Origin of the sequence: Microcoleus sp. Pol11C2 (genome assembly GCF_036701505.1) — a bacterium.
Classification (GTDB): Bacteria; Cyanobacteriota; Cyanobacteriia; order Cyanobacteriales; family Microcoleaceae; genus Microcoleus.
In genome coordinates, this window is the sequence record NZ_JAUBQX010000009.1 from 1 (window position 1) to 24,877 (window position 24,877).

Annotated in this window: 22 protein-coding genes; 5 read left to right on the forward strand and 17 right to left on the reverse strand. The window is 47.7% G+C overall.

What is annotated here, in order from left to right:
* Positions 1-208, forward strand: a 208-nt coding sequence (locus tag QUA42_RS27655; RefSeq protein ID WP_445301295.1) for a transposase, incomplete at its 5' end; no start/stop codon positions are given.
* 306 nt (positions 209-514) lie between these two features.
* On the opposite strand, the gene QUA42_RS07925 is transcribed toward QUA42_RS27655, so the two are convergent.
* Positions 515-1,735 carry an FtsW/RodA/SpoVE family cell cycle protein gene (locus QUA42_RS07925; protein WP_333136642.1) on the reverse strand — a complete coding sequence of 407 codons (1,221 nt, stop codon included), beginning with the start codon at positions 1,733-1,735 and terminating at the stop codon, positions 515-517.
* Between the two features lie 36 nt (positions 1,736-1,771).
* Here QUA42_RS07925 and QUA42_RS07930 point away from each other — a divergent pair, with 36 nt between their 5' ends.
* Positions 1,772-2,194 (forward strand): EamA family transporter, encoded by a 423-nt coding sequence (locus tag QUA42_RS07930; protein ID WP_190734960.1) that lies wholly within the window; start codon positions 1,772-1,774, stop codon positions 2,192-2,194.
* A gap of 111 nt (positions 2,195-2,305) precedes the next feature.
* Here QUA42_RS07930 and QUA42_RS07935 read toward each other — a convergent pair whose 3' ends face one another.
* The 3 genes from QUA42_RS07935 to apcA form a co-directional block, all read right to left on the reverse strand.
* Positions 2,306-2,509: a phycobilisome linker polypeptide gene (locus QUA42_RS07935; RefSeq protein WP_006634929.1), complete on the reverse strand. Its 204-nt coding sequence runs from the start codon at positions 2,507-2,509 to the stop codon at positions 2,306-2,308.
* Between the two features lie 265 nt (positions 2,510-2,774).
* A complete protein-coding gene (apcB, locus tag QUA42_RS07940) occupies positions 2,775-3,260 on the reverse strand; it encodes an allophycocyanin subunit beta (RefSeq protein ID WP_006634930.1) in 486 nt (161 codons plus the stop codon).
* 176 nt (positions 3,261-3,436) lie between these two features.
* On the reverse strand, positions 3,437-3,922 hold the full coding sequence (apcA, locus tag QUA42_RS07945) for an allophycocyanin subunit alpha (protein ID WP_333036136.1): 486 nt from the start codon (positions 3,920-3,922) through the stop codon (positions 3,437-3,439).
* Positions 3,923-4,964: 1,042 nt separating this feature from the next.
* Between apcA and QUA42_RS07950 the strand changes: the two genes are divergently transcribed.
* Positions 4,965-6,167, forward strand: coding sequence for a hypothetical protein (locus tag QUA42_RS07950; RefSeq protein ID WP_333136644.1), 1,203 nt, complete (start codon positions 4,965-4,967; stop codon positions 6,165-6,167).
* Between the two features lie 923 nt (positions 6,168-7,090).
* Here the strand turns inward: QUA42_RS07950 and QUA42_RS07955 are convergent.
* From QUA42_RS07955 to QUA42_RS07995, 9 genes are all read right to left on the reverse strand, one after another.
* On the reverse strand, positions 7,091-7,756 hold the full coding sequence (locus QUA42_RS07955; RefSeq protein WP_333136870.1) for a Na(+)/H(+) antiporter subunit B: 666 nt from the start codon (positions 7,754-7,756) through the stop codon (positions 7,091-7,093).
* Positions 7,756-8,343, reverse strand: coding sequence for a DUF4040 domain-containing protein (locus QUA42_RS07960; RefSeq protein WP_333136872.1), 588 nt, complete (start codon positions 8,341-8,343; stop codon positions 7,756-7,758). Before QUA42_RS07960 ends, QUA42_RS07955 begins: the two co-directional genes overlap by 1 nt.
* Positions 8,333-8,620 carry a monovalent cation/H(+) antiporter subunit G gene (locus QUA42_RS07965; protein ID WP_333136646.1) on the reverse strand — a complete coding sequence of 96 codons (288 nt, stop codon included), beginning with the start codon at positions 8,618-8,620 and terminating at the stop codon, positions 8,333-8,335. Before QUA42_RS07965 ends, QUA42_RS07960 begins: the two co-directional genes overlap by 11 nt.
* Positions 8,617-8,847 carry a hypothetical protein gene (locus QUA42_RS07970; RefSeq protein WP_190739580.1) on the reverse strand — a complete coding sequence of 77 codons (231 nt, stop codon included), beginning with the start codon at positions 8,845-8,847 and terminating at the stop codon, positions 8,617-8,619. Before QUA42_RS07970 ends, QUA42_RS07965 begins: the two co-directional genes overlap by 4 nt.
* A 150-nt stretch (positions 8,848-8,997) precedes the next feature.
* Complete coding sequence (locus QUA42_RS07975) at positions 8,998-9,381, reverse strand: Na+/H+ antiporter subunit E (protein ID WP_333136648.1); 384 nt, start codon at positions 9,379-9,381, stop codon at positions 8,998-9,000.
* Positions 9,378-10,808, reverse strand: coding sequence for a cation:proton antiporter (locus QUA42_RS07980; RefSeq protein ID WP_333136651.1), 1,431 nt, complete (start codon positions 10,806-10,808; stop codon positions 9,378-9,380). Before QUA42_RS07980 ends, QUA42_RS07975 begins: the two co-directional genes overlap by 4 nt.
* On the reverse strand, positions 10,805-11,140 hold the full coding sequence (locus QUA42_RS07985; RefSeq protein WP_015176833.1) for a cation:proton antiporter subunit C: 336 nt from the start codon (positions 11,138-11,140) through the stop codon (positions 10,805-10,807). Before QUA42_RS07985 ends, QUA42_RS07980 begins: the two co-directional genes overlap by 4 nt.
* A 502-nt stretch (positions 11,141-11,642) precedes the next feature.
* Positions 11,643-12,908 carry an ABC transporter permease gene (locus tag QUA42_RS07990; protein ID WP_333136653.1) on the reverse strand — a complete coding sequence of 422 codons (1,266 nt, stop codon included), beginning with the start codon at positions 12,906-12,908 and terminating at the stop codon, positions 11,643-11,645.
* 296 nt (positions 12,909-13,204) lie between these two features.
* Positions 13,205-15,025 (reverse strand): efflux RND transporter periplasmic adaptor subunit, encoded by a 1,821-nt coding sequence (locus QUA42_RS07995; protein ID WP_333136654.1) that lies wholly within the window; start codon positions 15,023-15,025, stop codon positions 13,205-13,207.
* A gap of 306 nt (positions 15,026-15,331) precedes the next feature.
* Here QUA42_RS07995 and QUA42_RS08000 point away from each other — a divergent pair, with 306 nt between their 5' ends.
* Positions 15,332-15,709 (forward strand): DUF6632 domain-containing protein, encoded by a 378-nt coding sequence (locus tag QUA42_RS08000; protein WP_333136656.1) that lies wholly within the window; start codon positions 15,332-15,334, stop codon positions 15,707-15,709.
* A 335-nt stretch (positions 15,710-16,044) separates the two neighbouring features.
* On the opposite strand, the gene QUA42_RS08005 is transcribed toward QUA42_RS08000, so the two are convergent.
* Together QUA42_RS08005 and QUA42_RS08010 are read right to left on the reverse strand one after the other, a co-directional pair.
* Positions 16,045-17,313, reverse strand: coding sequence for a pitrilysin family protein (locus tag QUA42_RS08005; protein ID WP_333136658.1), 1,269 nt, complete (start codon positions 17,311-17,313; stop codon positions 16,045-16,047).
* A gap of 253 nt (positions 17,314-17,566) precedes the next feature.
* Positions 17,567-18,832: a pitrilysin family protein gene (locus tag QUA42_RS08010; protein ID WP_333136660.1), complete on the reverse strand. Its 1,266-nt coding sequence runs from the start codon at positions 18,830-18,832 to the stop codon at positions 17,567-17,569.
* A 301-nt stretch (positions 18,833-19,133) separates the two neighbouring features.
* On the opposite strand from QUA42_RS08010, the gene QUA42_RS08015 reads away from it, so the two are divergent.
* Positions 19,134-20,162 (forward strand): hemerythrin domain-containing protein, encoded by a 1,029-nt coding sequence (locus QUA42_RS08015; RefSeq protein ID WP_333136662.1) that lies wholly within the window; start codon positions 19,134-19,136, stop codon positions 20,160-20,162.
* A gap of 618 nt (positions 20,163-20,780) precedes the next feature.
* On the opposite strand, the gene QUA42_RS08020 is transcribed toward QUA42_RS08015, so the two are convergent.
* Both QUA42_RS08020 and QUA42_RS08025 read right to left on the reverse strand, forming a co-directional pair.
* Positions 20,781-21,641: an SDR family oxidoreductase gene (locus QUA42_RS08020; protein ID WP_333136664.1), complete on the reverse strand. Its 861-nt coding sequence runs from the start codon at positions 21,639-21,641 to the stop codon at positions 20,781-20,783.
* A gap of 398 nt (positions 21,642-22,039) precedes the next feature.
* Positions 22,040-24,490, reverse strand: a complete 2,451-nt coding sequence (locus QUA42_RS08025) for an SdrD B-like domain-containing protein (protein WP_333136666.1) — start codon at positions 24,488-24,490, stop codon at positions 22,040-22,042.
* Between the last annotated feature and the right edge of the window lie 387 nt (positions 24,491-24,877).

Genomic DNA, 24,877 nt, shown 5'->3' on the forward strand with positions numbered 1-24,877 from the left:
AGTTGGCGCAAGTATTATCAACTTATCACCGTATTCTCCCGATTTTAATCCCATTGAATTATGGTGGTCGCAACTTAAGTCTTTTCTGCGTAAGTTTTCTCCAACTACCACAAAAATGATTGATACATTAATTGCCGTCGCACTCGATTTAATAAATCCTCAACATCTAAAAAACTGGTTTACTAAATGCTGCTACTGTCATCTATAAACTTGCAATCTGCTGTATAATTAAGCGGTGCATCTATTTAGGACTAAACTCAATGGCTAACTCAACTCAAGAAACACCGCAACCAGACAAAAAAGAATTAACTGACATCACAGCTAAACCTCAAGAACAACAAGAAGAACCGCCCAATAAAGGTGACGGGCGGAAATAGTCGATCGCGCGGAATGATACCGCAGCAGAAGGTAAAGAAACCGGGTTTTTTGACTCTTATTGAAGGTTTTAAGCAAATATTTTGGTTAAACAACCCGGTTTCTAGCTACCCGCGCGTCAAAGAAATAAGTTGACCAATTATTCAGTTTGTGAAGTGCCGTTGTTCGATCGTAACTTCGGCTTTCCCGGCTTTCCACGGAGGCCGTTTAAAGAAACCACATCAGCCTCAGAACTCTCCCTCGCCACCCGAATCAGCAACCCCGACAACAACAAACTTGCCAACATCGAAGAACCCCCGTAACTAAAAAACGGCAGCGGCAAACCCGTAGTCGGCAAAACCCCCGTCGCCACCCCAATATTCAGCAGCGACTGTCCCACCATCACCACCATCACCCCAATCGCCACCAACTGACTCTCACTATTTCGAGCCTTCATCGCTACCCTCAAAGCCACAGTAGAGTAAGCCGCCAACATCAGCAACAGCGAGAAACCTCCCACCAAACCAAACTCCTCAGCAAACACAGCAAAAATAAAATCGCTGTACTGAATAGGCAAATAAAATAACTTTTGCTGGGACATCCCCAAACCCACACCCCAAACGCCCCCAGAACCGACAGCCAGCAGACTTTGAATCAACTGATAGCCGTCTTGCATCGGATCAGCCCAAGGATTGAGAAAAGACATAATCCGGCGGCGCTGATATTCCCTAAAACTAATACTTAAAACCGCTAAAAGCATTCCCCCCATAGCCGTTGCGCCCAACTGCAAGTAAGGCAAACCCGCAGCCAAAGCCACCAACCACAAAGTCATCCCGCACAAAGCCGTGGTACTTAAATTCGGCTGCAACAAAATTCCCAACAGCATTGCACCGAAAATTAACAGCCAAGTTAAGCGAACTTTATTCGTCAACCGGTACCAGTTGCCGAAAATGCGGGCGCTTTGGAGAACAAAAAACGGCTTGATCAACTCAGAAGGTTGAATAATCGGAACCGGACCAAGAGATATCCAGCGAGTCGCCCCGTTGATTGTGGTTCCCACCCCCGGAACCAAGGTCAGCCACAGTAATCCCAGCAGTAACAAAACGCCTAACTGAGATGTTTTCATGATGTAGCGCAGTGGGGAGTACACCATCAAGTTAAAGCCGGCCAGCCCGATCGCCACTGCGACTAGCTGTCGTTTAAAATAATAAAGGCCGTCTCCAAATTCATAATTTGCAATGGGATAGGAAGCCGAAAACAATGCTGTCAGCCCTACAAACAGCCACAGAAAAGTCAGCCACCTCAGCCACCGAGCCTCAGCGGCCCATTGAGAAGCGCTGGGGTCAAAAAAGGGAATCAAGCGTCGAATGTCATTAGCCATAGGATTTTAGAATGCTCTCCATAAACTCTAACAAAGATGGCTAAAGTACCAGATTGGTTAATTTACGCATTAATCTGCTCGCTATTATATGGTTTGTGGGGATTTTTTGGCAATTTAGCGACTAAATATATTGACTACAAAACTGCTTTTGTTTATGAAGCAATTGGCGCTATTTTAACTACTTTATTTATTATTTTCCACACTAATAATTTTAGTTTTGAGGGAGATGTTAGGGGAATTTTGTTTGCGATGGTAGTTGGCGTTTCTGGCACTGTGGCATCATTAGTATTTTTTATAGCCCTTGGTAAAGGTGAAGTTGCCAATGTAGTGAGTGTTACGTCTATCTACCCGCTGATTACTATATTATTATCGTCTTTATTCTTGAAAGAGGCTATTACATTACCACAAATGCTTGCTGTTTTGTTAGCGATAATCGCAGTTATACTTTCTGCTTATTGAAATATTTATCAATGATTAGATTAACAACGTTGGACATTCTTCCTTATACTATAACAAACAAAAAAGAGGTCATCGCGACCTCTTACCCCTCTACTAATCCAGCTTCGGCTCTTAAAGTAAACCTGTATTAGCTCCGGGCTTACCGGTAGCCAGTTGCACTTTAATAATTCTGCCGCCCATTTTCATAATTCTTTGCTGTTCCCGGAACCAGTTGTCGTAAGGAACGAGCTTAGTAAAATAGGTATTTTGCAATTCGCGCTGAGTGCGGATGCGAGTTTGACTGGGGACGCAAGCAGTCACCTTAAACATTCTCATGGGAAACTAACTCCTGAGTAGGTTTACAGATTATTAGATGGATTTTTTAAAGATTGAAGGCAGGGAGTTAGGAGTCAAAACTAGCTCGTTAAAACTCGTCGGGCTTTCTCGACAAGCCTTTGACGGTCTAGCAATCACTCTCAACTTCCCTGACCTCTTTTCAAAGCCAAAGGTAACAAGTCCAAAGTTAAAAGTTAAAAGAGGCAAGAAATAAATGTTATTTCTTCTTCTTTCTTTCTTCTTCCTTCTTCCTTCTTCCTGAGTCTTAGCTCAAGCCAGAGCAGATGTAGTCGAAATAGACGCCCATTTCTTTACCAGCGTCAGAACCGACCAAACCAGCGGTGACTTCTTTCATTGCTTGGATTGCTTGTACGGTAGAACCGATGGGCACGCCCAAGGAGTTGTAGGTTTCTTTCAAACCGTTGAGCACGCGCTCATCGAGGATGGAAGGGTCGCCAGCTAGCATAGCGTAGGTGGCGTAGCGGAGGTAGTAGTCCAAGTCGCGGATGCAAGCTGCATAACGACGAGTGGTGTACATATTGCCGCCGGGACGAGTTACGTCAGAGTACAACAGAGACTTAGCAACTGCTTCTTTGACGATTGTGGCTGCATTGGCGCTGATGGCTGTAGCGGCGCGGACGCGCAGTTCGCCAGAAGCAAAGTAGTTCTTGAGCTTGTCTAGAGCGCTGATGTCCAGGTACTTACCTTGAACGTCAGAGGAATTGATAACGGCGGTAATTGCGTCTTGCATGGTTGTCTTGTTTCCTAGAAAGTGGCTGAGTCAGTCCAATTTTGGAGCTAGAATTTGGAATTTGGGATTTGGGATTTGAGATTTTTAACTGGCTGGTTATTTGCAAAAGCTTTTAACTTGTTGCCGGCAACCCCCAATTTTTCAATCTAAAATCGAAAACCTAAAATCAAAATTCCTTACTGCATCGCACCGATAACGTAGTCGAAGTAAGAGGAAGCTTCGGAAGCATCTTCTCCAGACAGCAGCGAGCTTGCTGCATTTTTCATAGCACGAACGCCTTCGGCGACGGCTTCAATCGGGGTGCCGAGAGATTTGTACATTTCGCGGACGCCGACAATACCGATTTCTTCGATCGGAGTAATGTCGCCAGCTACGATTCCGTAGGTAATCAAACGCAGGTAGTAGTCCATGTCGCGCAAGCAAGTTGCGGTCATTTCTTCGCCGTAAGCGTTGCCGCCGGGAGAAACAATATCAGGGCGCTTTTGGAAAAGTTGGTCGCCTGCTTGCTTGACGATGCGTTCGCGGGATTCGCTCAAAATTTGGGCGATGCGGACGCGGCGTTCACCAGAGGTGACAAAGCTCTTGATCCGATCTAATTCACCTGGGCTCAAGTAGCGAGCTTCGGCGTCTGCGTTGACGATTGATTTGGTGACGATACTCATCTTGTGTGTACCCGCTGGATATTTTGCTATATGAACTGCTCTGCGCTGAGCTAGCGAAGGCGGGCGCTTGCGTCCCGTATCTTTCCTGCTCAGGCAGGAGCTTTGACGGGGAAGGCTGGACTTTCCACAATCAGCAACTGTTGAAGTTGTTGGGGGGTGACTGCCTTCGGTGCTTAACGGCGCTGGTTCTTCACGCCGGTGCGCTTGTGAGTGCTCGCACTAAGCCTGTCGCTTACAATACCATAAATGACTGATGCGATCTTTAATTTATGATCAAGATTGCAGCAGGCCACTTAGTGGCGATCGAGTGACTGTCGGGCAGTTAGTAAGGATATTGCTTCTCTGACACAACTACCTCTCGCAAGTATTTTGAGGCATTATGTTCACATTCTGAGTGTTACTGTAATAGTTTGTAACATTCCTTTTCATATTTGGGCCCTCGCTTGGGTCTTCTCGGTTAAAATTTCACAGTTAAAAAATTGCTAAAATTATCTCGCAGCAATGCTTACAGGCGATCGAGCATTGAGCTGGAATTGTGACGGGCGACGGCGCAACCATCAAAGACTTTTCCCTGAGAGGGAAGGGAGACAGGCCGGAGGCAGGGGGCTGATTGGTGTCAACTTAAGCTTTTAGTCCACCATTCCTCCCACTCACCAGGCAGTCCGCCAGGGAATGAATTCCTTGTCTTATAGCGAAAGTCCACAGCGAGGAGGACTAAGGAGTTCTTCAGTCCTCCTCGCTGTGGACTTTCGCTTTGAGGCTCTTGTTTCCCCCCCTGACGGGCTATCGATTTTACCTTAAGCTGACACCAATGAGGGGGGAGATGTGCGATCGTCTCACATCTTGCACCATTCTGAATAAGTCTTCGACGGGCGGGATCTCCTGCCCAACCCCTACTACCCACAATAAAACTCACTCTTTGTGTTTGTGCAACAGGCCGTGGGCCCTGTTCTCGCTCGCGATGCCAGATATTAAGATCATCAGAAATCGTAACTTTCGAGCTTGTAGCTAGATTTGACTCTCACTTTTAATCTGGTGCGCCGTGAAAAGAAATCTATCAGCCCTTAAAAAAGCTTTACAGTTTGGCATTAGCGGTGCTGTCGGCGGTTTCGTCGGCAATCTAATCACCGAACCTTTCATGCAGGGACTCACTGGTTCGGAATCTGTTTTTGACAGTGTATTGTCCACAGCTCGGTGGTTTGGATTGGTAGGCGGTGGCATTGCTACGGCTATCATGTTCGGCTATTATTACTATATCAAAGGCAAGCCTCAAATTAAACAAGCTTTAAAAAATGGCGGATTGTTTGGTTTAATAGCAGGAGCAATTTCTGGGGCGATCGCCGAAGGTATTTACAGCGGAATTGGCGACGGAAACAACGAATTATTGCGAGTAATTTGCTGGGGAATAGCTGGCAGTTTGTTAGGACTTGGGCTGGCACAGCGGATTCCTAATTTGGGAGCGCTTCGCGGCATGGGAGGCGGCGGTGTGGGAGGAGTTTTGGGTGGCTGTTTGTTTATTCTGTTTGCTTACAATCTATCCGGTACAGCAGGCCGTTTAGCTGGGTGTGCTGCGATCGGTTTTTGGATAGGAATTATGTTGGTTGTAGCTGAAACTTTGTTCAACAAAGCTTGGCTGGTAATTAGTTATGACACCGGAGCAAATCGCACTCTCACTCTGGGTTCGGAACCGGTGACTTTTGGCAGTGATGAAAATTTGTCTATTATTTGCATTCCTAATGTTTCGCCTTTGGCAATGCGGTTTCAGTTGGAAGCAGGTCAAATTGTTTGCGAGAATGTGGATAGCGGAGCGGTTAGTTATTTGCGATCGGGCGACCAAAAGAGAATCGGCAACTGTACAATTACAGTAGGAAACTCGGACTTGCCAGCCCCAACATCGGCAAATATTCCGCCTACCTTTATATCAGATCAGCCCGCAGTAAATTCTTTTACCAGCGGTCAATTTTCCCTGAAATTAAGAAGTAGAGTTATTCCTCTGAGTGCGGGAACTCAACTATTCACCTCTGACATACCGAGTTTAACAGCCGCAGCATCTAACGGTCTTGTAGCTATAGTCACTTCTAGATCGAGAAACGAGCTTTCGTTAGGATTGACCAATTTGTGCGATCGCGCTTGGTGGGCTACAGACATTCAAGGCGATATAAAAATGGTAGAACCTGAAAGTACCCTGACTTTGGCGTTGGGAACTCAAATCGAATTCGGTGAATTAGAGGGCGAAATTGTGTAAGTAAGATAGTAAGCTGTTGCACATTTAAACTGTGATACAAGCATTACCCTTGTTTTGGATTTTGCGACCCCATTTAATTACAGCACTTTCTGATGTTAGGAGGTAGGAGCGATAACGTGGAAAACAACTTATAGGCAAAGGTAATGAAATCCTACTCCCTCGACCTCCGCTCAAAAATAGTGACAGCGCACTTGGTCCAAAAGTTATCAAGTGAGAAAAGTAGCCACCCGCTTTTGTGTCACTAAAACTCTACTTCAAAAACGGGTCAAGCAACAACGAACTGAGCGAAACTTGCTTGCCAAATAGAGAGGAAAACGCTGATTCAGCCCTTTGAATAATGCAGAGGCAGAAGTCAGAGTATGCTTTAGCTGAATATCCCGATGCTACTTTTGCTCAATTGTCTGAATTATTCCTACAGCGAAGGGGAAATTGGGGGGAGCATCCCTGTTTCAGACCAGGCGTTGCTTAATCAGGGTATGAATCACTTTTTCGATTGAAGTTACAAAACTCACCCAACTTGGCTTAGAGCAATTGGGAAATCTTGAATTCATACCTGTATTCAGCAACGCCTATTAGCAATACCGATCCCGCCAACCCCCAAAGAAATTCCGGCGATAGCTCCCACCATAACCGTAAATAAACCTATCACATTGCTGAAAGTATCAGATAAACGCAGATGAGTGCACAGGAATTACTCATCAAAAGCAAAGAAACCGGGTTTTTGACCGTTTCTGCGGGTGTAACGCGTCTTTTCAGCAAAAAAACCCGGTTTCTGACTACCCGTGCGTAAGCCTTATAAACGTAAAATATCGTTTACGGTTGTTTCTGAATGATTAAACCGCAGAGAACACAGAGGACACAGAGTCAGAGAATGAGAGAGATGAATAATTTCGATGCCAATGGATTTGAGATCGGAACATTTGTCATAGCAATCCGCGATAGCGAATAAACACCAACATCACCGCCCACGATCCTAATGCTACTTTGACTGCAACCAGGATATTGAGCAAGGGGAGAATTCCACCGCTCAAAAGCGTGCCTAACTCTCCGTGCGGTAACTCATATCCTGACAGAGTGATAACGGACAATACAATGAAAACAAGTACCGAAACCTTCTCCAAAGTCGCGGCGTGCCAGCGCTTGTAGATTTCTTGCATCCACTGGGGTGATGAGGTAATCGCCACCAAGCCGATCGCAGTTCCCCCCGCTACACCCGCCGCAAAACCACCGCCTGGACTTAAATGCCCGCGAATTGCTAGTTCGATACCCACCAAGGCGGCAATCGTCGCTCCCAATCGCGCCAAAATAATCGATGGTTGATCGGTAAACTGATATATGGCGCAGGACGGCCTTTCATTTGCTAGCAGAAAGTTTGCACCCAAAATGGCGATCGTAAATACCACGACTTCAAAGATCGTGTCGTACAGCCGATTCCGCAAAATGATACCGGAAACCGCATTGGGTACTCCACTATCTTGAACAACTAATTCGACGATCGAACTTTGCTGCGATAAGTCCATTGTTGGATTGGCGATGAGCAGCATTTTGACAAACAGCGCTATTCCTGATAAAAAGTAAACCCACTTCATCAATGCTTGTCCTCTGCGTCTGGTGTATTTACATAGGTTAGGGTTGTCCCCGGTGATGAAAGTTCGGTTTGCATGATGTCGTAGACACGCCGAACTCTGATTGCGGTGTGATAAAGTTGCGCTTCCCCGCCCTGTTCCAATTGGCTTTGTGGCGCACAAGCTGCATGGACTTCTTTTTCGTTCAGTGCCCGCTCCAATGCCTGTACACTCGCATAGGGAACCAGTTCCAGGCGCATATGGCGTTTCTGAAAAACTGTGCGGATGTCATCTATCAGTTGCTTAAAATGACCTGCGGTTTTGTCGTTTGGGACGGCATCGCCCTCTGTCCCCTCTTCGATGACACCCAGACGCAGCACGAATGATGAACGCACCGTCACTGCATAAAGTGTAATCGCGAGTAGAGTACCCATCAAGGCTTCGGTCAAGCCCACATCCCCCGCCCCTAAAATTGTATATACCAAGGCGGCGATCGCTCCCAATACCCCCCGCAGTACCAATGCGTGGTATGGATTGACCTGAAATACCACCATACCAGCAGCTAACGGTAGCAGACCGACGAGGACATAAATGTAGCTATTATCGTTCATAGTCACTCCCTGTTTGGGAACAATAAGCCAACACATATCCCAGCATTGTGTTCCAGATTGCTAAGCAAATGATCGCCAGAATCAGCAGGGGCCATTTATTGGGTATTTTCAGCAGCAATCCGACGAGGATCGCCATCGAACCCAGCGTATCTGCTACCGAAAGACTGTGCAGTTTATATAAAACCGATCGCTTCCCAAGTAGGAAAGAAGTACCCCAAAACCAGAAAAAAATCCCTATACCGATGCAGGTATAGCTCAATACATCTATTACGATCATGCTTCAGTGATACGTTTGATTATTTGTGCCAACAACATCAATCCAGCATTACCCACACTGAGGATAATCGCCGCCACCACACCAATCATCCAATCATCGCGCCAGACGGATATAACGAGAGCGATGATTGCCGCCTTGGTCGAAATACTGGCAAACGCCAACATTGTCTGCCAGATATCATGATCTTTCCATACCTCGTACATGGGTATGAGCAGAGCCAAAATCATCGCAATTAAAATCAAGTTGTTTAAGTTGTTCAATTGTGTGCACTCCTGATTTTTCTTACTTAGCTAAATCGGAATTACTCATTTCTCTCTTCTCTTCTCTTCTCTGACTCTGCGTCAATAGCGGTTAAATCATTCAGAAACAAACTTGAGCTAGGTGTTTGATGTCCGTCGCACTCGGTGTACTTCGTAAAAACCCTCTTCGTGATATTTCACGACAATCGTCTTAGGAGTAAAAGTGATCAGGAGGACATCTAGGAATATCAGCAAGGGGGATCGATGGTTTGGCACTTTTTCCATGATCACATCTTCGTGTCTATGGGGACGGAAGATGAGTTCAAAAGCTTCCAGATAAGCTATCGGAATTGCCATGAAGATTTTACCCAACACCCCCAACCATTCCCTCAAAGGTTCCGGGGGTGCGTAGCTGCGCGGCAACAGGGCAGCAATGATGATGCCGATCGCAATATTTGCCAAACTAAAATCGGCTGTGAGTAGAAACCAGATCGTCAGTCTTAATATTAGCTGTCCAATCATGTTGAGAATGCCATCCAGAATAGTAGGAGCGAAATCAAGCTCATAAAACCGACCAAATGATCGAATTGTTCAAGCATACGTGGCAGTTTGATTGCCGTGCGTTGAAAAATTAGAAAATAGGCTGACCAACCAACGCCGATGATGGCGATCGCCTTAAGCATATTTCCCAGCGTATAAGCCTGAAAATCAAAAGCATTGGCTCCAATCAGCCCAGCTAGCAACAGCAACACCGCAGGCCAAAAACCGGGTTTGGCTGTTGTTGATCCGCCACGGGGTAGAAAGATGAATTTAGCAAAAGAGATTGCTGTTCCAACTGCTGCGACATTCATCGCGATCGTTTCCCAGGGTCCCAAATTCTTCACCGTCAACACCTTTGCCCCAAAGCCAACCAACAAGGGAAAGCCAGAGATTGATAAGCTAGCTATGACTAAAGCAATCCAGATCTTGGTATCGATCGGCTTCTGTTTCAATTCTTTCAGATTACGACTCGGTAACGATCCTGCAATCAGAAACAGCGACGATTTGACCAAACCGTGGGCCAGCGCATAAAACCCACCCACGGACGGTGCAGCGAGGATAAAGCCCAACTGCGAAACCGTGTGAAAAGCCAACATCCGTTTGCTATCTTTTTCTAAAACGGCATAGAACACGCCCAGCAGCGCCGTCCCGACGCCAAAGATTTCGACGATGGGTGCCACCTCCTCCACCATCAGCGCACAGCGCACGAGGGGATATACCCCCGCTTTGACCACAATCCCTGACAGCAAAGCCGACACAGGCGTTTCTGCTTCCGAGTGAGTTAACGGTAGCCATAACCCCGATACAAACACACCTCCCTTAACCAAGAGTCCCATAAAGATCAGAGCGATCGCCTCTGGGGGCGCTGCGCCCAAGCCGGCAAAACTAAACGAATTACTTGCCTTATAAACCAGCACGGCACCGACTAGATAAAACAGCATTGCCGTGTTGCTAATAAATAGATAGCGCAAAGCCACCCAAATCGAGCGATCGGTGCGAGGATAGGCAATCAACAGAAACGCCGCAATGCCGCTGACCTCTAACCCCACATATAAACTGATAAAGTCTGTAGAGGCAAAGGCCGCATTCAGGCTGCCGTGTACCATCAGAATTTGTGCATAAAAAAATGCCGTCTTATCTGTGGGCCAACAGTAGATAATCACCGCTGCTGTGACTAAGGCATTGGTTAAGATGAAATAGCCGCTCAAGCGATCGACTAGCAAAGTAACACTGAAATTATCCAGTAACTCCAGCGTCACCGCTGACGGCATAGCAAAAAGCTGGAAGGCATAGGCAGCAGATGCGATCGCTCCGAATATTGCGAGATACTTGTCAAGCTTCGGAATCAAATAAATACTAAACCCGACAAAAAACGGGAGTCCAATCCAGGCTAGCGTCAGGGTATTCATGGGGTATTATTCATCTCGATTTCGTTACTTTCTAATGTCGGATTATCTCGTGCCAGCTTCATCACACTGACCAGCATTAAAGCCTGAATCGAAAAGCCGATCACGATCGCCGTTAAGATCACCGCCTGGGGCACCGGATCGGCGTAAGCGACATTTTTCCCCTTTGAAATAATTGGTGTCAGCCAGCCTTCTCGCGATGCCACCACCACGTAATAGGCTATAACCCCTGTACTCATGACATCCATACAGACGATTTTCATGATCAGGTTCTTTTTAAAGATAATACCAAAAAATCCGCAAAATACTGTCGCCAATACCAATGCTTCTAACATGGAAATTGCCTGTTGGATAAGGGGTTTTTGTTATTATATTTGAATAAACGTATATTATTTCTAATGGGACTTAGGATCGCGAATTAAATAATTTACACAAGTTTGTGGGGTGTCCCGCCCCCCTTTCTGGACGGGCTTTCTGGCCCATCCCACAAGAACCATCACGCATTGTAAGTTATTTAATTCTCATTCCTTAGACATTTTCTAGCCCCTCAAAGACCTGAAAACCTCTCTAGGTAAGGGAAAGAGTTTGATGCCCCGTTATAGCTGAAACCCTTGTCAGTTCGGGACTGAACCCAATTCAAGCTCAAAACCTTTACCTGTCTGAGTTTGCAGCCATTTGTGACCTTGTTTTTGTCTAAGTCCCCTTAGCGAATCTGTGGCCGACAACGAAGTCTGATCGTCCACCAAACCCAGTTTATGACCATTCGTGCGCTAGGACTATAATTGTGACACTTGCGTTCAGGACTGTTCAATTTAACTGGGCCCAACGTCACTAAGTTCAATCATTCCGCAAGGCTGCAATCGGATCTAAGCGAGCGGCATTCCGAGCCGGCAATACTCCAGCTAACAACCCGACGGTAAAAGACAGCCCAAAACCCGCTGCGATAGACCATACAGAAACCACAAACGGAAATTTAAACGCTGTCGAAGCCCCAAAGGCGATCGCAATTCCCAACCCAATACCCGCCGTTCCTCCCACGGTGGACACTAAAATAGATTCCGCCATAAATTGAATTAGAATTGCGGCATTAGTAGCCCCTACCGCTTTGCGAATCCCGATTTCCTTAGTGCGTTCCACAACAGAAACCAACATAATATTAGCAATACCGATGCCGCCAACCACCAAAGAAATTCCGGCGATAGCTCCCACCATAACTGTAAATAAACCTATCACATTGCTGAAAGTATTAACGATCTCAGCTTGATTGACAACTCGAAAATCATCCGGTTGTGGCGGATAAATATTGTGGCGCAAGCGCATAATATTTTCCACTTGAAATTGAGCATCTGCTAAATCCGCTTCGCCGGCAGTTTCCAACCAAAAACCCGAGATCGCAATCCCTGCTAAAGAATTTCTCCCCACAATCCGCGAAGACATATTTTTGAGGGGAATATACACTCGATCGTCCTGATCGGTTCCCCCTACAGACCCCTTGCTTTCCATCACTCCAATGACCTTGTAGCGGTTTCCCTGAATGCGAATATCGGAGGATAGCGCATTAGCTCCGGCTCCAAAAAGTTCGTCCCGCACCTTAGAACCGAGGACAACTACAGGCTCAGCAGCATTCAATTCATCCTCGTTAAAAAACCGTCCTTCTTGGGGTTGAATGTTCTTCACATCGGGATAATTTAAATCCGTTCCCAAAATAGCAGTAAATGAATTTTGTCCGCCGTAAACGACTTGCACTTGGCGCTGCAAATAAGCCGAAATTGCCTTAACTGCAGGAGCTTGTTTGCCGATCGCCTTAGCGTCATCCCAAGTAAGGGTAGTAGCAGAACCGCTTCCCTGACTAACACCGCCCGATCGCGAAGCGCCGGATAAAACCAACAGCACATTTGTACCCAAAGCCTTTAACTGTTCTTCAGTGGATTTTTGTACTCCCTGTCCCACCGAAGTAATGGCAATTACCGAAGATATCCCAATAATTACGCCCAGCATAGTTAAACTGGTACGCAACTTATTATTCCACAGCGCCTCTGTCGCCATGAACGCGATTTGAACATTAGAGATTTTGTTGGTACGGGGGCGAGTCTGTAATTTCATATTATTTGTTATTTGTTATTTGGTGGCAACTTCTAAGAAGTATGCCTAAATTGGCCCCTAATTTATCACCTGACGATGCAACCGGAAACGATAGGATTTGTGGCACGACCCGCCGGGGGTTGAAACCCCCGTCTCATAGAAGACAGTCGGTTGAAACCGACTGAAAATTCGTCTAAAACCGATGTACATCAACTAAATCTTCAGTTTTCTTGAAAGGACTTTCGCTATGAGACAGGAATTTCAATCCCTGTCGGACTATCGGACTCACTCGCGGACTAACTAATGACTAATGACTACTAACGCAAGCGCGTTCCCCCACCCGGTTGCAAACCTGGAATTCCACCCGACGATGGATTTTGGGATCTAGGCCGCAATCCCGGGGGGAAACTCATCAGCACTTTTTCATTTCCTTTCAAACCCGATCGCACTTCCGTCTTATCATCCACCGTGATACCAGTCTTAATCGGCATAAAAGCAGGTTTACCATCTTCTCCACCGGGAACATAAACCCCCGATTCCCTTTGTTGGCGGACAATTGCCGCAGTCGGGACTACCAAAACATTTTTGAGTTCACCGGCCTTAAACTCAACATTCACATTCATGCCCGATCGCAGCATTTGTTGATCATCATTAATAATTGCCGCTTTTACCTCAAAACTTGTCACATTTTGCTGGACGATCGACTGAGGCGAAATTTGAGTGATTTTACCTGCAAAAGTCTTTCCCGCAAAAGCATCGGCTTGAATAGATGCAGCCTGGCCAATCTTAATCTGAGAAATATTAGTTTCTGCTACGTTTGCTACTAATTGATTTTTTGAAGCTAAGGACAAAATCGAAGAAGAAGTCGCCGAAGAAACCGCACTACCTGCCGTCGTGGGAGTCACAAAAGCGCCCGGATCGGCGTACTTGCGGGTAACAGTGCCGGTGAAAGGAGCCCGCAGCACAGTGTCGTCGATCTGCGCTTGAACGCTTTGCAGGCTGCCTCTAGCGGCGAGAACTTGGGCGCGGGCTTGGGCGATGTCTTCGGGGCGAGAACCAGCTTCTAGCAGCGCCAAAGCTTGCTGTTTTTGCTCCACTGCGGCCTGGGCTGCTGCGATGTCTTCGGGGCGTGCGCCCGATCGCGCCAGGGCCAAAGTTTGCCGTTTTTGCTCCACAGCGGCCCGCCCTGCTGCGATGTCTTCCGGGCGTGCGCCCGATCGCGCCAGGGTCAAAGCTTGCCGTTTTTGCTCCACAGCAGCCCGCGCCGCAGCGATTTCTTCAGGGCGAGCACCCGCTTGCAGCAAAGCTACAGCTTGTTCGGCTTGTCTGACTTGCGTTTGAGATCGATCGCGCTCGGTGCGGGAGTTATTGACAATTTGCAAAGCAATGGCTCCGGCATTATAGAGTTGCTGATTTCTCTGAAAGTCTTCCTCAGCTTGGTTTTTGGCGTATTCGGCATCTCTGAGTTTGGCGATCGCTTGGGCGATGTCTTCAGGCCGATTTCCCTTAAGCAATTTTTGTAAATTTGCCTGTTGTTCAGCTAGTTGTGCCTCGGCTACGGCAATATCCTGGCTTCGATTGCCGTTGAGCAATTTTTCCAGACTTGCCTGTTGCTCTGCCACTTGTGCCTCAGCTACAGCAATGTCTTGGGTTCGATTGCCGTTGAGCAATTTTTCCAGACTTGCCTGTTGTTCTGCCAACACTGCCTTAGCCACAGCAATGTCCTGGGTTCGAGTGCCGTTGAGCAATTTTTGCAGGTTTGCTTCTGCGGCTGCGAGTTGTCCGCGAGTTTGGGTAAGTTGCCCTTGCAGGTTGGAGTCGTCCATGTAAGCGAGAATCTGCCCTTTTTCAACTTTATCTCCTTCCTTGACAAGCAAACTTTTGAGCATTCCTGAAGTTTTGGGGCTGACGTTAACGGAACGTTCGGGCACAATTGTGCCGTTTGCCGAAATAGTAATCGGCAGGTTCACCCTTTCGACAGCAACGGTTTTTTCCTTGCGTCTGGTTTCGCGGCTGGATCTGACTGTGAGTTGGCTGTAAGCTGTGTAGCCTACTCCTGCAAGCAGGGAAGCGGCGAGGAGTCCGCTAAGCCAGGGAGTCAGCTCTTTTTTAATCTGAAAGTGCTTTACTAAGTACATATAAATTAGACCTGATGGGTCTGTCTTGAATTTAGACCCATCGGGAACAGAAAAGGTTCAATTATGATATTTTTAGTTAGGACTGATCATTTGCCACTCACATCAACCGTTATGCCACAAGTCCTCTATGGGGGTGTGGCGGGAAGCCGATCTTTATAAGCACCTTCTTTCTGGTTGATTCAGAAGCGTTTAGGACTGCACCACAATCGTGGGAGGTATGATTTTGATCGAGATCGAGATATTTACTGCTCAAATACGAATCTAGTTGGTAGAGACTATACTGGAAAATAATAGGAGGTTAGAGCAATGGATAAGCCTCATCGATACTTGCGAATCGCCCTTGTTGTTGTCGGAATTGCCTTTCTGCTTGTCTATCCACTGATGAAGATTTGGTCATCTGGCTGGTCATGGCAACCAGCCCAATACGAATACGAACAGATGATCGTCGGCATTTATGCGACGCTTGGTGTCTTTTTGCTGTGGGCTTCTCGAAAACCAGAAACGCATCTCAGCTTAATCTGGTTCACCGTTTGGTCGAGTGTTGTCCACGGGCTGATCATGGCGGTACACGCAGTGATTGATTCTGCGGAACGCGGACACCTCCTCGGCGATGTTCCAGCATTGATTTTGGTGGCAATTGTCCTTGGTTTCCTAGCGTCACGTGAAGTGGTGCCAAGTGAATGAACGGGCGCGGCAGAAAAAATCAAATCCAGCAGACAGACGAAACCCGGGGTGCTGAGTTAAAGACATCTACGGCTGCTGATTTGAGCCGTTCGATCGCTCATTGTGCATTTTCTCGATTAGTACGAATCGCTGCTAAGTCAGCAAGATATATCTCACCCCACTCATAAAGCGTTGCGATCAGCTAAAGGAAAATTTCACCTAATGATGTTAGTGAATATTCAACCATCGGTGGGATATTGACATATTCTGCTGGAGCTTATATCAGCTCCGGGCGCTCGCGTATAAAAAGATCAAACCGATCGAACTTTTCAAAAGTTCGATCGCCCATTTCCTACTCAACAAACAGCCACTACACCCAACTCCTGAATCGCAGCCTCCGGGCCCACCAAAGAAATATATGGTTCTACAAAATATTTCTTAGCAGCATCCCGCGCTTGTGAAGCTGTCACCTGTGCAATTTCTTCTTGAAATTGCTGGTCAAATTTAATTCCCAATCCCAAAATTTCGTACCAGCCTAAAACTTGGGCAATTTGCGAATTAGTTTGTTTTCCTAAAGCATATTGACCGAGCATTTTATTTTTGCAAGCTTGCAATTCTTCCTCGCTTAGTTCGGTGTTGGCGAGTCGATCGACTTCTGCGCGCAATCCTTCAAAAGCAGTCGCCGTATTTTCCGGCGCCGTACCCATGTACACGACAAACTGAGCCGTGTCCAAGCGCGTCGCGTATAGCGCGGAAACGTCGTAAGCCAAGCCCCGCTTTTCCCGCAATTCCACAAACAATCGGCTCGACAAACCGTTACCCAAATAAGTATTCAGCAACTTAATCGCTGCATAGTCGGGATTTTTGACAGAGGGTGCGAGGTAGCCCAGCATAATCACTGATTGCTGGGTATCTTGCGCCGTAACGACCGATTGAGGGGAGGGGTACAGGGGAGGGACGTTTAAAGTTGGTAAGGGTGTTAAAGGCGCTTTCCAGTCCCCAAAAGTTCGATCGATCAGGGCGATCGCATCTTCGGTGGATATTCTGCCGGCTACCGAAATAACTACATTATCGGGACGGAAATAGGTTTTGTGGAACTGTTCGAGCTCGTTTCTGGTTAGCTTTGACATCGTAGCTTCCGTGCCCAAGGGAGAGAAAGCATAGGGATGTTCCTGGTACATCGAGTGCCGCAATTGCTCGAAGGCGATCGCAAATGGCTGTTCTTGTTGCGATCGAATTGCTGATATGGCAATGCGACGTTCGAGTTCGACTTCAGCTTCCGGGAAAGTGGGCGATCGCGTCAATTGCCCCGCCAACTCCAAAATCTCCTCAAAATCCGCAGAAACCGTCTTCAAACTCACTAAAAAATAGTCTGTAGTAGAGTCGGCACTCAACCTCGCTCCCACCGATTCTACACGTTCGGCAATTTCCAGCGAAGACAGTTGATCGGTTCCTTTAGTCATTACCGCCGACAGCAAGTGACACAATCCTGCTTGTTCCGGCTGCACGTAGCGGCTGCCGGCCCGCAGGAATATCCTAGCTGCAATAATATCTGCTGCTGGATTTTCTGCTGCCAAGACAACAATACCGTTGTCTAAAACCGTGCGCTGGATTTCATTTTTCATTGAATTTTTTGTTAACTGTTGACTGTTGACTGTTCGCTGTTCGCTATTGGCTGTTGACTGTTCGCTGTTGATTGTTGACCACAGTAACAGATAGATTTAACGCGGTAAATCTAGGAATCCACCTAAATCTACTTTGTATGGGATATGCTTAAAACGATCGTGACTTAATATAACCATCGCTCTTGCTGTTTTAGTTGCAAGTCTTCTCTTAACTTTTTTCAATTAACCGTCAACCGTCAACCGTCAACCGTTATTAGATTGGTTTGAGTACCACGGCTGTATAGCGTCGGGGAGAGAGATATTGTTGAGCTAGGCGCTGGAGATCTAAGGGCCCAAATGCTTTAATCCTGGTGGGATAGCTAAGCGCTAATTCCGCAGTGGCGATCGTATTGTAATATCCGTAAAGACCGGCTAGCTGTCCCGGCGTTTCGAGCGAGAAAGCAAAATCGTTGCACAGCAAACGCTTACAGCGGAGCAATTCTACCTCGGAAACTGGCTCAGACTGCAATTGCCAAAGTCGATCGCAAATCCGAGATTCCACCTCTTCGACATCCTTCGCCTCCAAGACTGCACTGATAGTAAATAAACTCGATTCCCGTTGCAGCGAGAAAGTGCTGTCGATCGCCTCTACCAATTGTAATTCTTCCCGCAGTTCCCTGACTAAACGCGAAGTCCGCCCGTCTGCGAGCAACACCGACAGCAAATCCAAGCCGCAAGCACTTTGCAAGTGTTCAACTCCCGGGCCCGTCCAGGCCATCATCAGCCGCGCTTGTTCCAATCGGGGGAGACAGAGTTCCTGACGGCGAATTTCTATCAGTGGCGGTTCCGCCTCTGCGGTTAATTTGGGACAATCCCACCGATCGGAAAACTGCTCGAAAGCTTTCCCCGTAATATCTCTGGCCTGTTGTTCGTCAATTCCCCCGACTATCACCACAGTCATATTTTCCGGCTGATAGTGCGATCTGTGGAAACAGCGCATTTCGTAGGGAGTTCGGGACATCAGCAGTTCTTCCGTGCCCAATACTGATCGCCTGTAGGGATGTCGCTGGTAAACTGTTTCCATCATTGCTTGGAAACCCAGCCAATCAGGATTGTCTTGAGCTTGACGGATTTCTTCGAGCACTACATCTCGCTCGCGATCGAATTCCTGATCCGGAATCGAAGCCCGCAGCAGCAATTCTGCCAGTGGCTGCGCTGTTTCTGCTAAATAATCGGCCGCAGCGTTGACGAAAAAATGGGCGTAGTCGTGACTTGTAGCTGCGTTGGCGACACCCCCGCGATTTTCGATTACCTGGTCAAATTCTCCAGGGGCGATCGAATCCGTCCCTTTAAATATCATGTGTTCTAGAAAATGAGCCATTCCAGACCAAGAATCCGGCTCCAGCGTAGCGCCAGCCTTCACCCATACGTCTAGCGCGACCACCGGTGTGGCCGAAATCCGCTGGTGAATGACCGTTAACCCGTTGTTGAGCTTCCAGACATTTGCTGGGAACTCTAAAGCAGTGAGCAGTTGAGACAAGCTAGTTATTCTTAAACTTTAGTTAACTTCGGCTGCAACTATGGTAGCGCTTTACAGCTCTGCGATCGGGATTAATTGATACAGAAATCTTCACTCATCTGCGATTCATCCTTACTCATCTGTTGTTTTTTGCTTTTTGCTTTTTTCAAGCAGTCTCAAATACTTACCCTTTTTTTGCTCAAAAGTCAATAGGTTGCGCGGGATATTAATGAATCAGTCGGGAGAAAGAGGATGTTATCAGAATATATCAATAAATTAAGAGATGTAAGAACACTAAAGACCTTGAGAGGAGAAACGACAGATGGTAGCTACCCTAGAAGATACCAAGCGCCAAGCGATCGCAACTAAATTAGCAGACATGAAAGCGCTGCAAAACCTGTTGATCGCCAACGAGCAATTGTTCATCAATTCCTGCAACGACTCCGAACTAGCCCAGCGCTTCCGGGATATGCTCGAAGACGATCGCAAAAACTTGGGCGTATTAGAAACTACGATCGTGCAATACGGCATTCAAGCCGAGCCCAAAGAAACCAGCACAAAAATGATTGAAGAAGTTCAGAAACTCATGCAAGGTTCTGAACTCACATTGTTTGAAAAAGTCAGCCAGCACGAACTGCTCAAACACAAACAAACAATGGCCGGTTTGTTAATTCACAAAGCTGCGCAAGTAGTCGGCGCCGACATCGAAGCTGCCATTACCCCGCTCAACACAGTTAACTTTGAGAACCGCGCTCACCAAGAACAACTCAAAGGAGTTCTCGAAATTTTAGGCGTGCGCGAACTGACCGGCAAAGACCCCGACCAAGGCGTTTGGGCTCGCGTACAAGATGCAATGGCAGCTATGACCGGCATCATCGGCGGTGCAGTTACCCGCAGCAAAGATGAGATGAACATCACCGAAATCATCTCAATGGATCACCGCAAAGCCGATACCCTCTTTATGGAAATCGCAAGCACCGACGATCCTCAAAAACTCCAAGAATTCTTCGGTCAACTTTACAAAGACCTCAGCGTTCACGCCGAAGCCGAAGAACAAGTTGTTTACCCAGCAATTCGCAGCTACTACAGCAACACTCAAGAACTTTACGACGAGCAAGCAGAAATGAAGCAAATGCTCGCCAAGATTAAGTCAATGAGCCCGAGTTCTCCTGAGTTCAAAGCCCAAATCAAACAGCTCCAAACAGCAGTTCAGGATCACGTAAAAGAAGAAGAAAACGATATGTTCCCTCAAATTCGCCGCAACTTGAGCGAAGCACAAATGGAACAAATGGCTACTCAATTCAAAGCAGCCAAAAGCACCATCCAGCAAGAAATGGCTAACCTGAGCTAATTCAGCAGCGAGCTAATTGTAGCTCTAACTGAGCTCAAAACTAGCTAAACTGCAACCTATCAATCCCGCTACCTTGGTGGCGGGATTACTATTTTGTGTAAACTCCTCCCAGTTCAAAAACTCATATCAAATCTGTTATAGGAATCCTTGCAGGAGTCGTAATTTTTTTCCCCCACCCCAACCCTCCCCTTGCCAAGGGGAGGGAGTAAGAAATTCACAAATGATTTAGGCCTCCTATAGCATGGAAATTATTTATCTATCTATTCTCGACCTCTGCGTGAATCAGCGTCAATCCCTTGTCATCGGCGGTTCAGCAATTCTTTTTTTTGCCGAAGATGAGGGGAGATAAACACAGATTAACGCAGATTAATTGTATCAATTTTGTTTGCATCGTCCGTGATTGTTGACCCTTCGGCGAAGCGGAGCTGGCATCACTTTTGACTGTACTTTACACCCGATGATGCTAGCAGATTGAATATAACTAAAAAAATGAATAAACCCGCCCTAGGTAACGTGGTTGTGTGGGCGGGTTTATTTAGATTGTGAGTTATAGTCAGAGATTGTGGGTGAAAGTCGCCCCCATAAAATGCGGTTATTTATAATTAACTCGCGCCAAATCTACCCGTTAATCACAGATCCGCCGTTGGGATGCAAAATTTGACCAGTCATGTAAGACGAATCTTTTGAAGCTAAAAACACGAAACTGGGGGCAACTTCATCGGGTTGACCGGCGCGTCCCAAGGCCGTGTCTGCACCAAATTTCTCCACTTTTTCTTCAGGGAAAGTTGCAGGAATTAGAGGCGTCCAAATCGGACCGGGGGCGACTCCGTTGACGCGAATTCCTTTCTCAGCTAAACTTTGAGACAAAGAGCGGGTAAAGGCAACAATTGCTCCTTTTGTGGAGGAGTAATCTAGTAATTGTTGATTGCCTTTGTAGGCGGTGACAGAGGTAGTGTTGATAATTGCACTTCCCTCTTTGAGGTGTTTGAGAGCGGCTTTTGTAAGATAAAACATCGAGAAAATGTTGGTGCGGAAGGTGCGCTCTAATTGTTCGGCGGTGATGTTTTCGATGCTTTCTTGGGGATGCTGTTCGGCGGCGTTGTTGACGAGGATGTCGAGGCGGCCGAATTCTTTAACTGTTTGTTCTACAAGGTTTTGACAGAGGCTTTCATCGCCGATGTCGCCGGCGATCGCAATACAGCGCCGACCTTGTTGTTCGATCGCCTCTTTGGTTTTTTTGGCATCATCATCTTCGTTAAGATAGCTGATGACCACGTTAGCGCCTTCTTTGGCAAAGGCGATCGCCACTGCACGCCCGATACCGCTGTCTCCGCCAGTAATTAAGGCTACTTTGTCCCGCAATTTGTCGCTACCGCGATAGCCCTCCGCGAAGGACTGAGGTTGCGGAGTCATTTGCGATTCAATACCGGGTTGCTGTTCTTGATGTTGAGCCGGATTAATCTTCTGTTCGGTTGGCATAAAAAATTCCTCTAAGTTCTACCTATATAAATAAAGGTTTTCTGTAACTAGGGAATCGCTCTTTTTGCCGATCGCGCTCTACGACTAAAGACAGTAATTAAAGAGATAAATAAACACGTCAGCCGAGCCCATGATTGTGACGGGCTGGTTTATATAAATTGTGAGTTTTCCTCAAAGATTGTCGATAAAACCAGCGCCTACGATCAAGGGGATATATTTGTTGTAGAGGCGGGTTTCACGAAAAATATTTCTGGTAATTAAAGAAATCGATAAACCCACCCCGCGAACCTCTAATTGTTGTCACAATAGCAAAAAGCACGCCAAAACATCATTTGACGTGCAGTTTAAACAACTTAGCTGCTAATTGCTGAGTCTCGAACTAGAAACCCAACCTAACATTAAAACCAGGTAGTCTCCTGAGTAGCAGGGCCCACCAGTAATTCTTTAGATTCCTCTAAAGCCTGCTTTCTTACCCACAAATTAATCTGTTGCCTCACCGAGCCTGCCAACAGGTCCAAGTCAACGGGGCTAACACCTGCAGTGTTACGTGCGAGCAAGAAGTTATCGGGGCTAGGGGCCTGTACCCGAGTCGCCGCTGAAGGGGCGGGGTTATTCAGAGGATCGGGAGCGGGGATGCTAGAAGCAGTTACCCCATCCGTGGCGCCGCCAGTCAGCAGATCGATGCTATTACCGGTTCTTTCTGGTTCCGTCGGTACTGGCGCCGGCGCGATCGGCGTCACAAACGCATTCGGCCCTGGCACCGTTAAAGGAACAGGGTTGGGCCCGGTCGGAATCGGGAACGGGTTCGGAACGCCCGGAGCGTTGAAAACTTCCAATAGCGAATAGTTGCCCGGAGCTAAATTGGTGAACAGCACCTCGCCCTTAGCATCACTCCTGACCAGAGGCTCGGTACCAGCATCGTAGCGGCCATTGTTGTTCAAATCCAAGGTGAACGGGATATCCTGCAAAGGAGGCTCGCCCTCATCTTGAAGACCGTTGCGGTTGTCGTCCCGGAATTTTCTTCCGATCGCGTTAAAGAACTGGCCGTTGCCCACCAAAGCACAAGTAAACGTTTGGTTTGCGCCCAGAACGATATCCAGTTGTTGAGTAGTTTGGAAAGAATTTGAAGGCGTGACTTCCCGGACTCGGTAAATACCGGGGGTCAAATTGTCAAACTCCCAGCGGCCGAACTGATCGCTGACGCTAGTGGTTTCTCCCGCATCGAGGGCGTTGTTACCGTTGGTGTCGAGGTAGATTGCGACCCCTGAGATCGGCGTTTCAAAGCCGTCTCGGTAGCCGTTGCCGTTCAAGTCTTGGAATTTGCACCCAGTGATCCGGCTGTTGGGGGTGTTGCCAAAGACGACGTTGGCATCTTGATTGCTGAGGTTGAACTGCACCCGAGCCGGAGTAGTAGCACTAAAACCAGCCTGCGGCACTTCCCGAACCACATAATTGCCCGGTTGCACGTTGGTGAAAGCGGCGCGTCCGTTGGCGTCAGTTACTCTCGACTGTTCCCCTGTGTCGAGGACGCCGTTGTCGTTGGCATCAATGTAGGCCGTGACGCCGGCAATGCCCCCTTCCTGTGGAGTGTTGCCCGGTTCGTAACGACCATTAGCGTTTTTATCGTTGTATTTGAAGATCGTGATGTTGGGGAGCGTATTCCCGACACCACCGCTGCCTGGATTTACCGGAATCGGCGTGAAGAATACTGCGGGTTCCGGGTTGACCGGCGGGAACGGGGGCGGAAAGTTCGCCGCAATGACCCGCTGGCCGCCTGGAACTGTTGGATCTGCCACTATGAAAGGCAGTGTTCCCTGCTGTCGCGATTCGGGCCCGGGGGCTGTGACTTCTACCGGGTTCTGGGTAGTGTTAATTGGCGGCTGGTTGGCTATGAATGTTTCAAAGGTTTCCAATACTGAGTAGCTGCCAGCTTTCAAATTTCTGAAGGTAGCCCTTCCGTTAGCGTCAGTTAACAGTCGCGGTTCGCCCGCGTCTGTTCTGCCGTTGCGGTTCACATCTATGATGAACGGGATGCCCTGGAGAGGAATTTCCCCTGCGTCTTGTATGCCGTTGGCGTTGTCGTCGCGGAATTTAAAGAGCGGGATTTCGTACAGGGGAGTGTTGCCCACTTGAGCGCAAGCCCAGATTTCGCCAGGGCCGAGGTTAACGTCAAGCAGGGAGATGCTGCCGGGGGGGGTGCTTTGGGGAAAATCTTTTTCTAACGGTTCAGTGCCCGGCCCGTTGGCGCGCTCTTCCCGAATCCGGTAAAGCCCTGGCTGCAAATTGGTGAATCGGAACTCGCCGTTTCTATCAGTTAAGGTACTGGTGTCCCCTGCATCTAGCTGACCGTTGTTGTTGGCATCGATATAGATCCTGACGTTTTCCATCGGGGGTTCACTCCCGTCTCGAAAGCCGTCGTTATCTACGTCGAGGTATTTGCAGCCAATTATCTGACCACCGATCGGGATCGAACTATTGCCGAACAACACTGTGGCATTAGTGCCCGCGAGGGTGACGACGACTGGGTTGGGAGTTGTCGGGCTGAAATTGGCTGGCGGGATTTCCCTGACTGTATAGCTGCCTGGAAGCAAGCCTGGAAATACGAAGTTTCCGCTGGCGTTTGTCAACGTCGAGGGTTCACCTGGCTCGACATTGCCGTTGTTATTGGTGTCAATAAAGATTTGGACGTTGGGGAGTCCCGGCTCGCCTGCATCTCGAATGCCGTCGCGGTCGAGGTCATTGAACTTGGTACCCTGGATACCCGCAGGAGCGTTGCCAAAATTGATGGTTGGCGGTAGCACTATTGGGGGTAATACAGGAGTTACCTGACTAGCATTTCTTTCTGCCATGATTTTCTGTTCCTTCACACCTAAATCTACGTAAGCTACAGGCTACTGTATCACTTTGTCAATCAGCAGTTAGCTGCTGCTAGCGACTGACGATCGCTACTCAATCATACATACGTCTACGTTGCTCGAAGGTTCCTCATCTAACATCAGGCTTACTCCAGCTTGGTCGCACGAGATTATATCAGGTTTTGAATAACGGTGGCAATTTGAGCGCAATATCTTCAAGATTTGCGCCCTGAGTTCTTCTGCCCGTGGACACTTGCTGTTTTGAGCTGGAACAACGTTAAAACTCACTGCACCTCGGTGACTTGAGCGACCATGCCACAAGGGCGATCGCTCTTGGGGAATTGTCTGATAATTCCTAAAAACAGGTATGATACTGCCTCT

Excerpts from the sequence above, each read along its gene's own strand:
- apcB (WP_006634930.1), bottom strand. The coding sequence starts at position 3,260 with ATGCAAGACGCAATTACCGCCGTTATCAATTCCTCTGACGTTCAAGGT.
- apcA (WP_333036136.1), bottom strand. The coding sequence starts at position 3,922 with ATGAGTATCGTCACCAAATCAATCGTCAACGCAGACGCCGAAGCTCGC.
- QUA42_RS07930 (WP_190734960.1), top strand. The coding sequence starts at position 1,772 with ATGGCTAAAGTACCAGATTGGTTAATTTACGCATTAATCTGCTCGCTA.
- QUA42_RS07925 (WP_333136642.1), bottom strand. The coding sequence starts at position 1,735 with ATGGCTAATGACATTCGACGCTTGATTCCCTTTTTTGACCCCAGCGCT.
- QUA42_RS08020 (WP_333136664.1), bottom strand. The coding sequence starts at position 21,641 with ATGCCAACCGAACAGAAGATTAATCCGGCTCAACATCAAGAACAGCAA.
- QUA42_RS08005 (WP_333136658.1), bottom strand. The coding sequence starts at position 17,313 with ATGAAAAATGAAATCCAGCGCACGGTTTTAGACAACGGTATTGTTGTC.
- QUA42_RS07970 (WP_190739580.1), bottom strand. The coding sequence starts at position 8,847 with ATGATTTTGGCTCTGCTCATACCCATGTACGAGGTATGGAAAGATCAT.
- QUA42_RS07980 (WP_333136651.1), bottom strand. The coding sequence starts at position 10,808 with ATGAATACCCTGACGCTAGCCTGGATTGGACTCCCGTTTTTTGTCGGG.
- QUA42_RS07960 (WP_333136872.1), bottom strand. The coding sequence starts at position 8,343 with ATGAACGATAATAGCTACATTTATGTCCTCGTCGGTCTGCTACCGTTA.
- QUA42_RS07985 (WP_015176833.1), bottom strand. The coding sequence starts at position 11,140 with ATGTTAGAAGCATTGGTATTGGCGACAGTATTTTGCGGATTTTTTGGT.
- QUA42_RS07955 (WP_333136870.1), bottom strand. The coding sequence starts at position 7,756 with ATGAAGTGGGTTTACTTTTTATCAGGAATAGCGCTGTTTGTCAAAATG.
- QUA42_RS07935 (WP_006634929.1), bottom strand. The coding sequence starts at position 2,509 with ATGAGAATGTTTAAGGTGACTGCTTGCGTCCCCAGTCAAACTCGCATC.
- QUA42_RS07995 (WP_333136654.1), bottom strand. The coding sequence starts at position 15,025 with ATGTACTTAGTAAAGCACTTTCAGATTAAAAAAGAGCTGACTCCCTGG.
- QUA42_RS08025 (WP_333136666.1), bottom strand. The coding sequence starts at position 24,490 with ATGGCAGAAAGAAATGCTAGTCAGGTAACTCCTGTATTACCCCCAATA.
- QUA42_RS07990 (WP_333136653.1), bottom strand. The coding sequence starts at position 12,908 with ATGAAATTACAGACTCGCCCCCGTACCAACAAAATCTCTAATGTTCAA.
- QUA42_RS08000 (WP_333136656.1), top strand. The coding sequence starts at position 15,332 with ATGGATAAGCCTCATCGATACTTGCGAATCGCCCTTGTTGTTGTCGGA.
- QUA42_RS08015 (WP_333136662.1), top strand. The coding sequence starts at position 19,134 with ATGGTAGCTACCCTAGAAGATACCAAGCGCCAAGCGATCGCAACTAAA.
- QUA42_RS07975 (WP_333136648.1), bottom strand. The coding sequence starts at position 9,381 with ATGATTGGACAGCTAATATTAAGACTGACGATCTGGTTTCTACTCACA.
- QUA42_RS07965 (WP_333136646.1), bottom strand. The coding sequence starts at position 8,620 with ATGATCGTAATAGATGTATTGAGCTATACCTGCATCGGTATAGGGATT.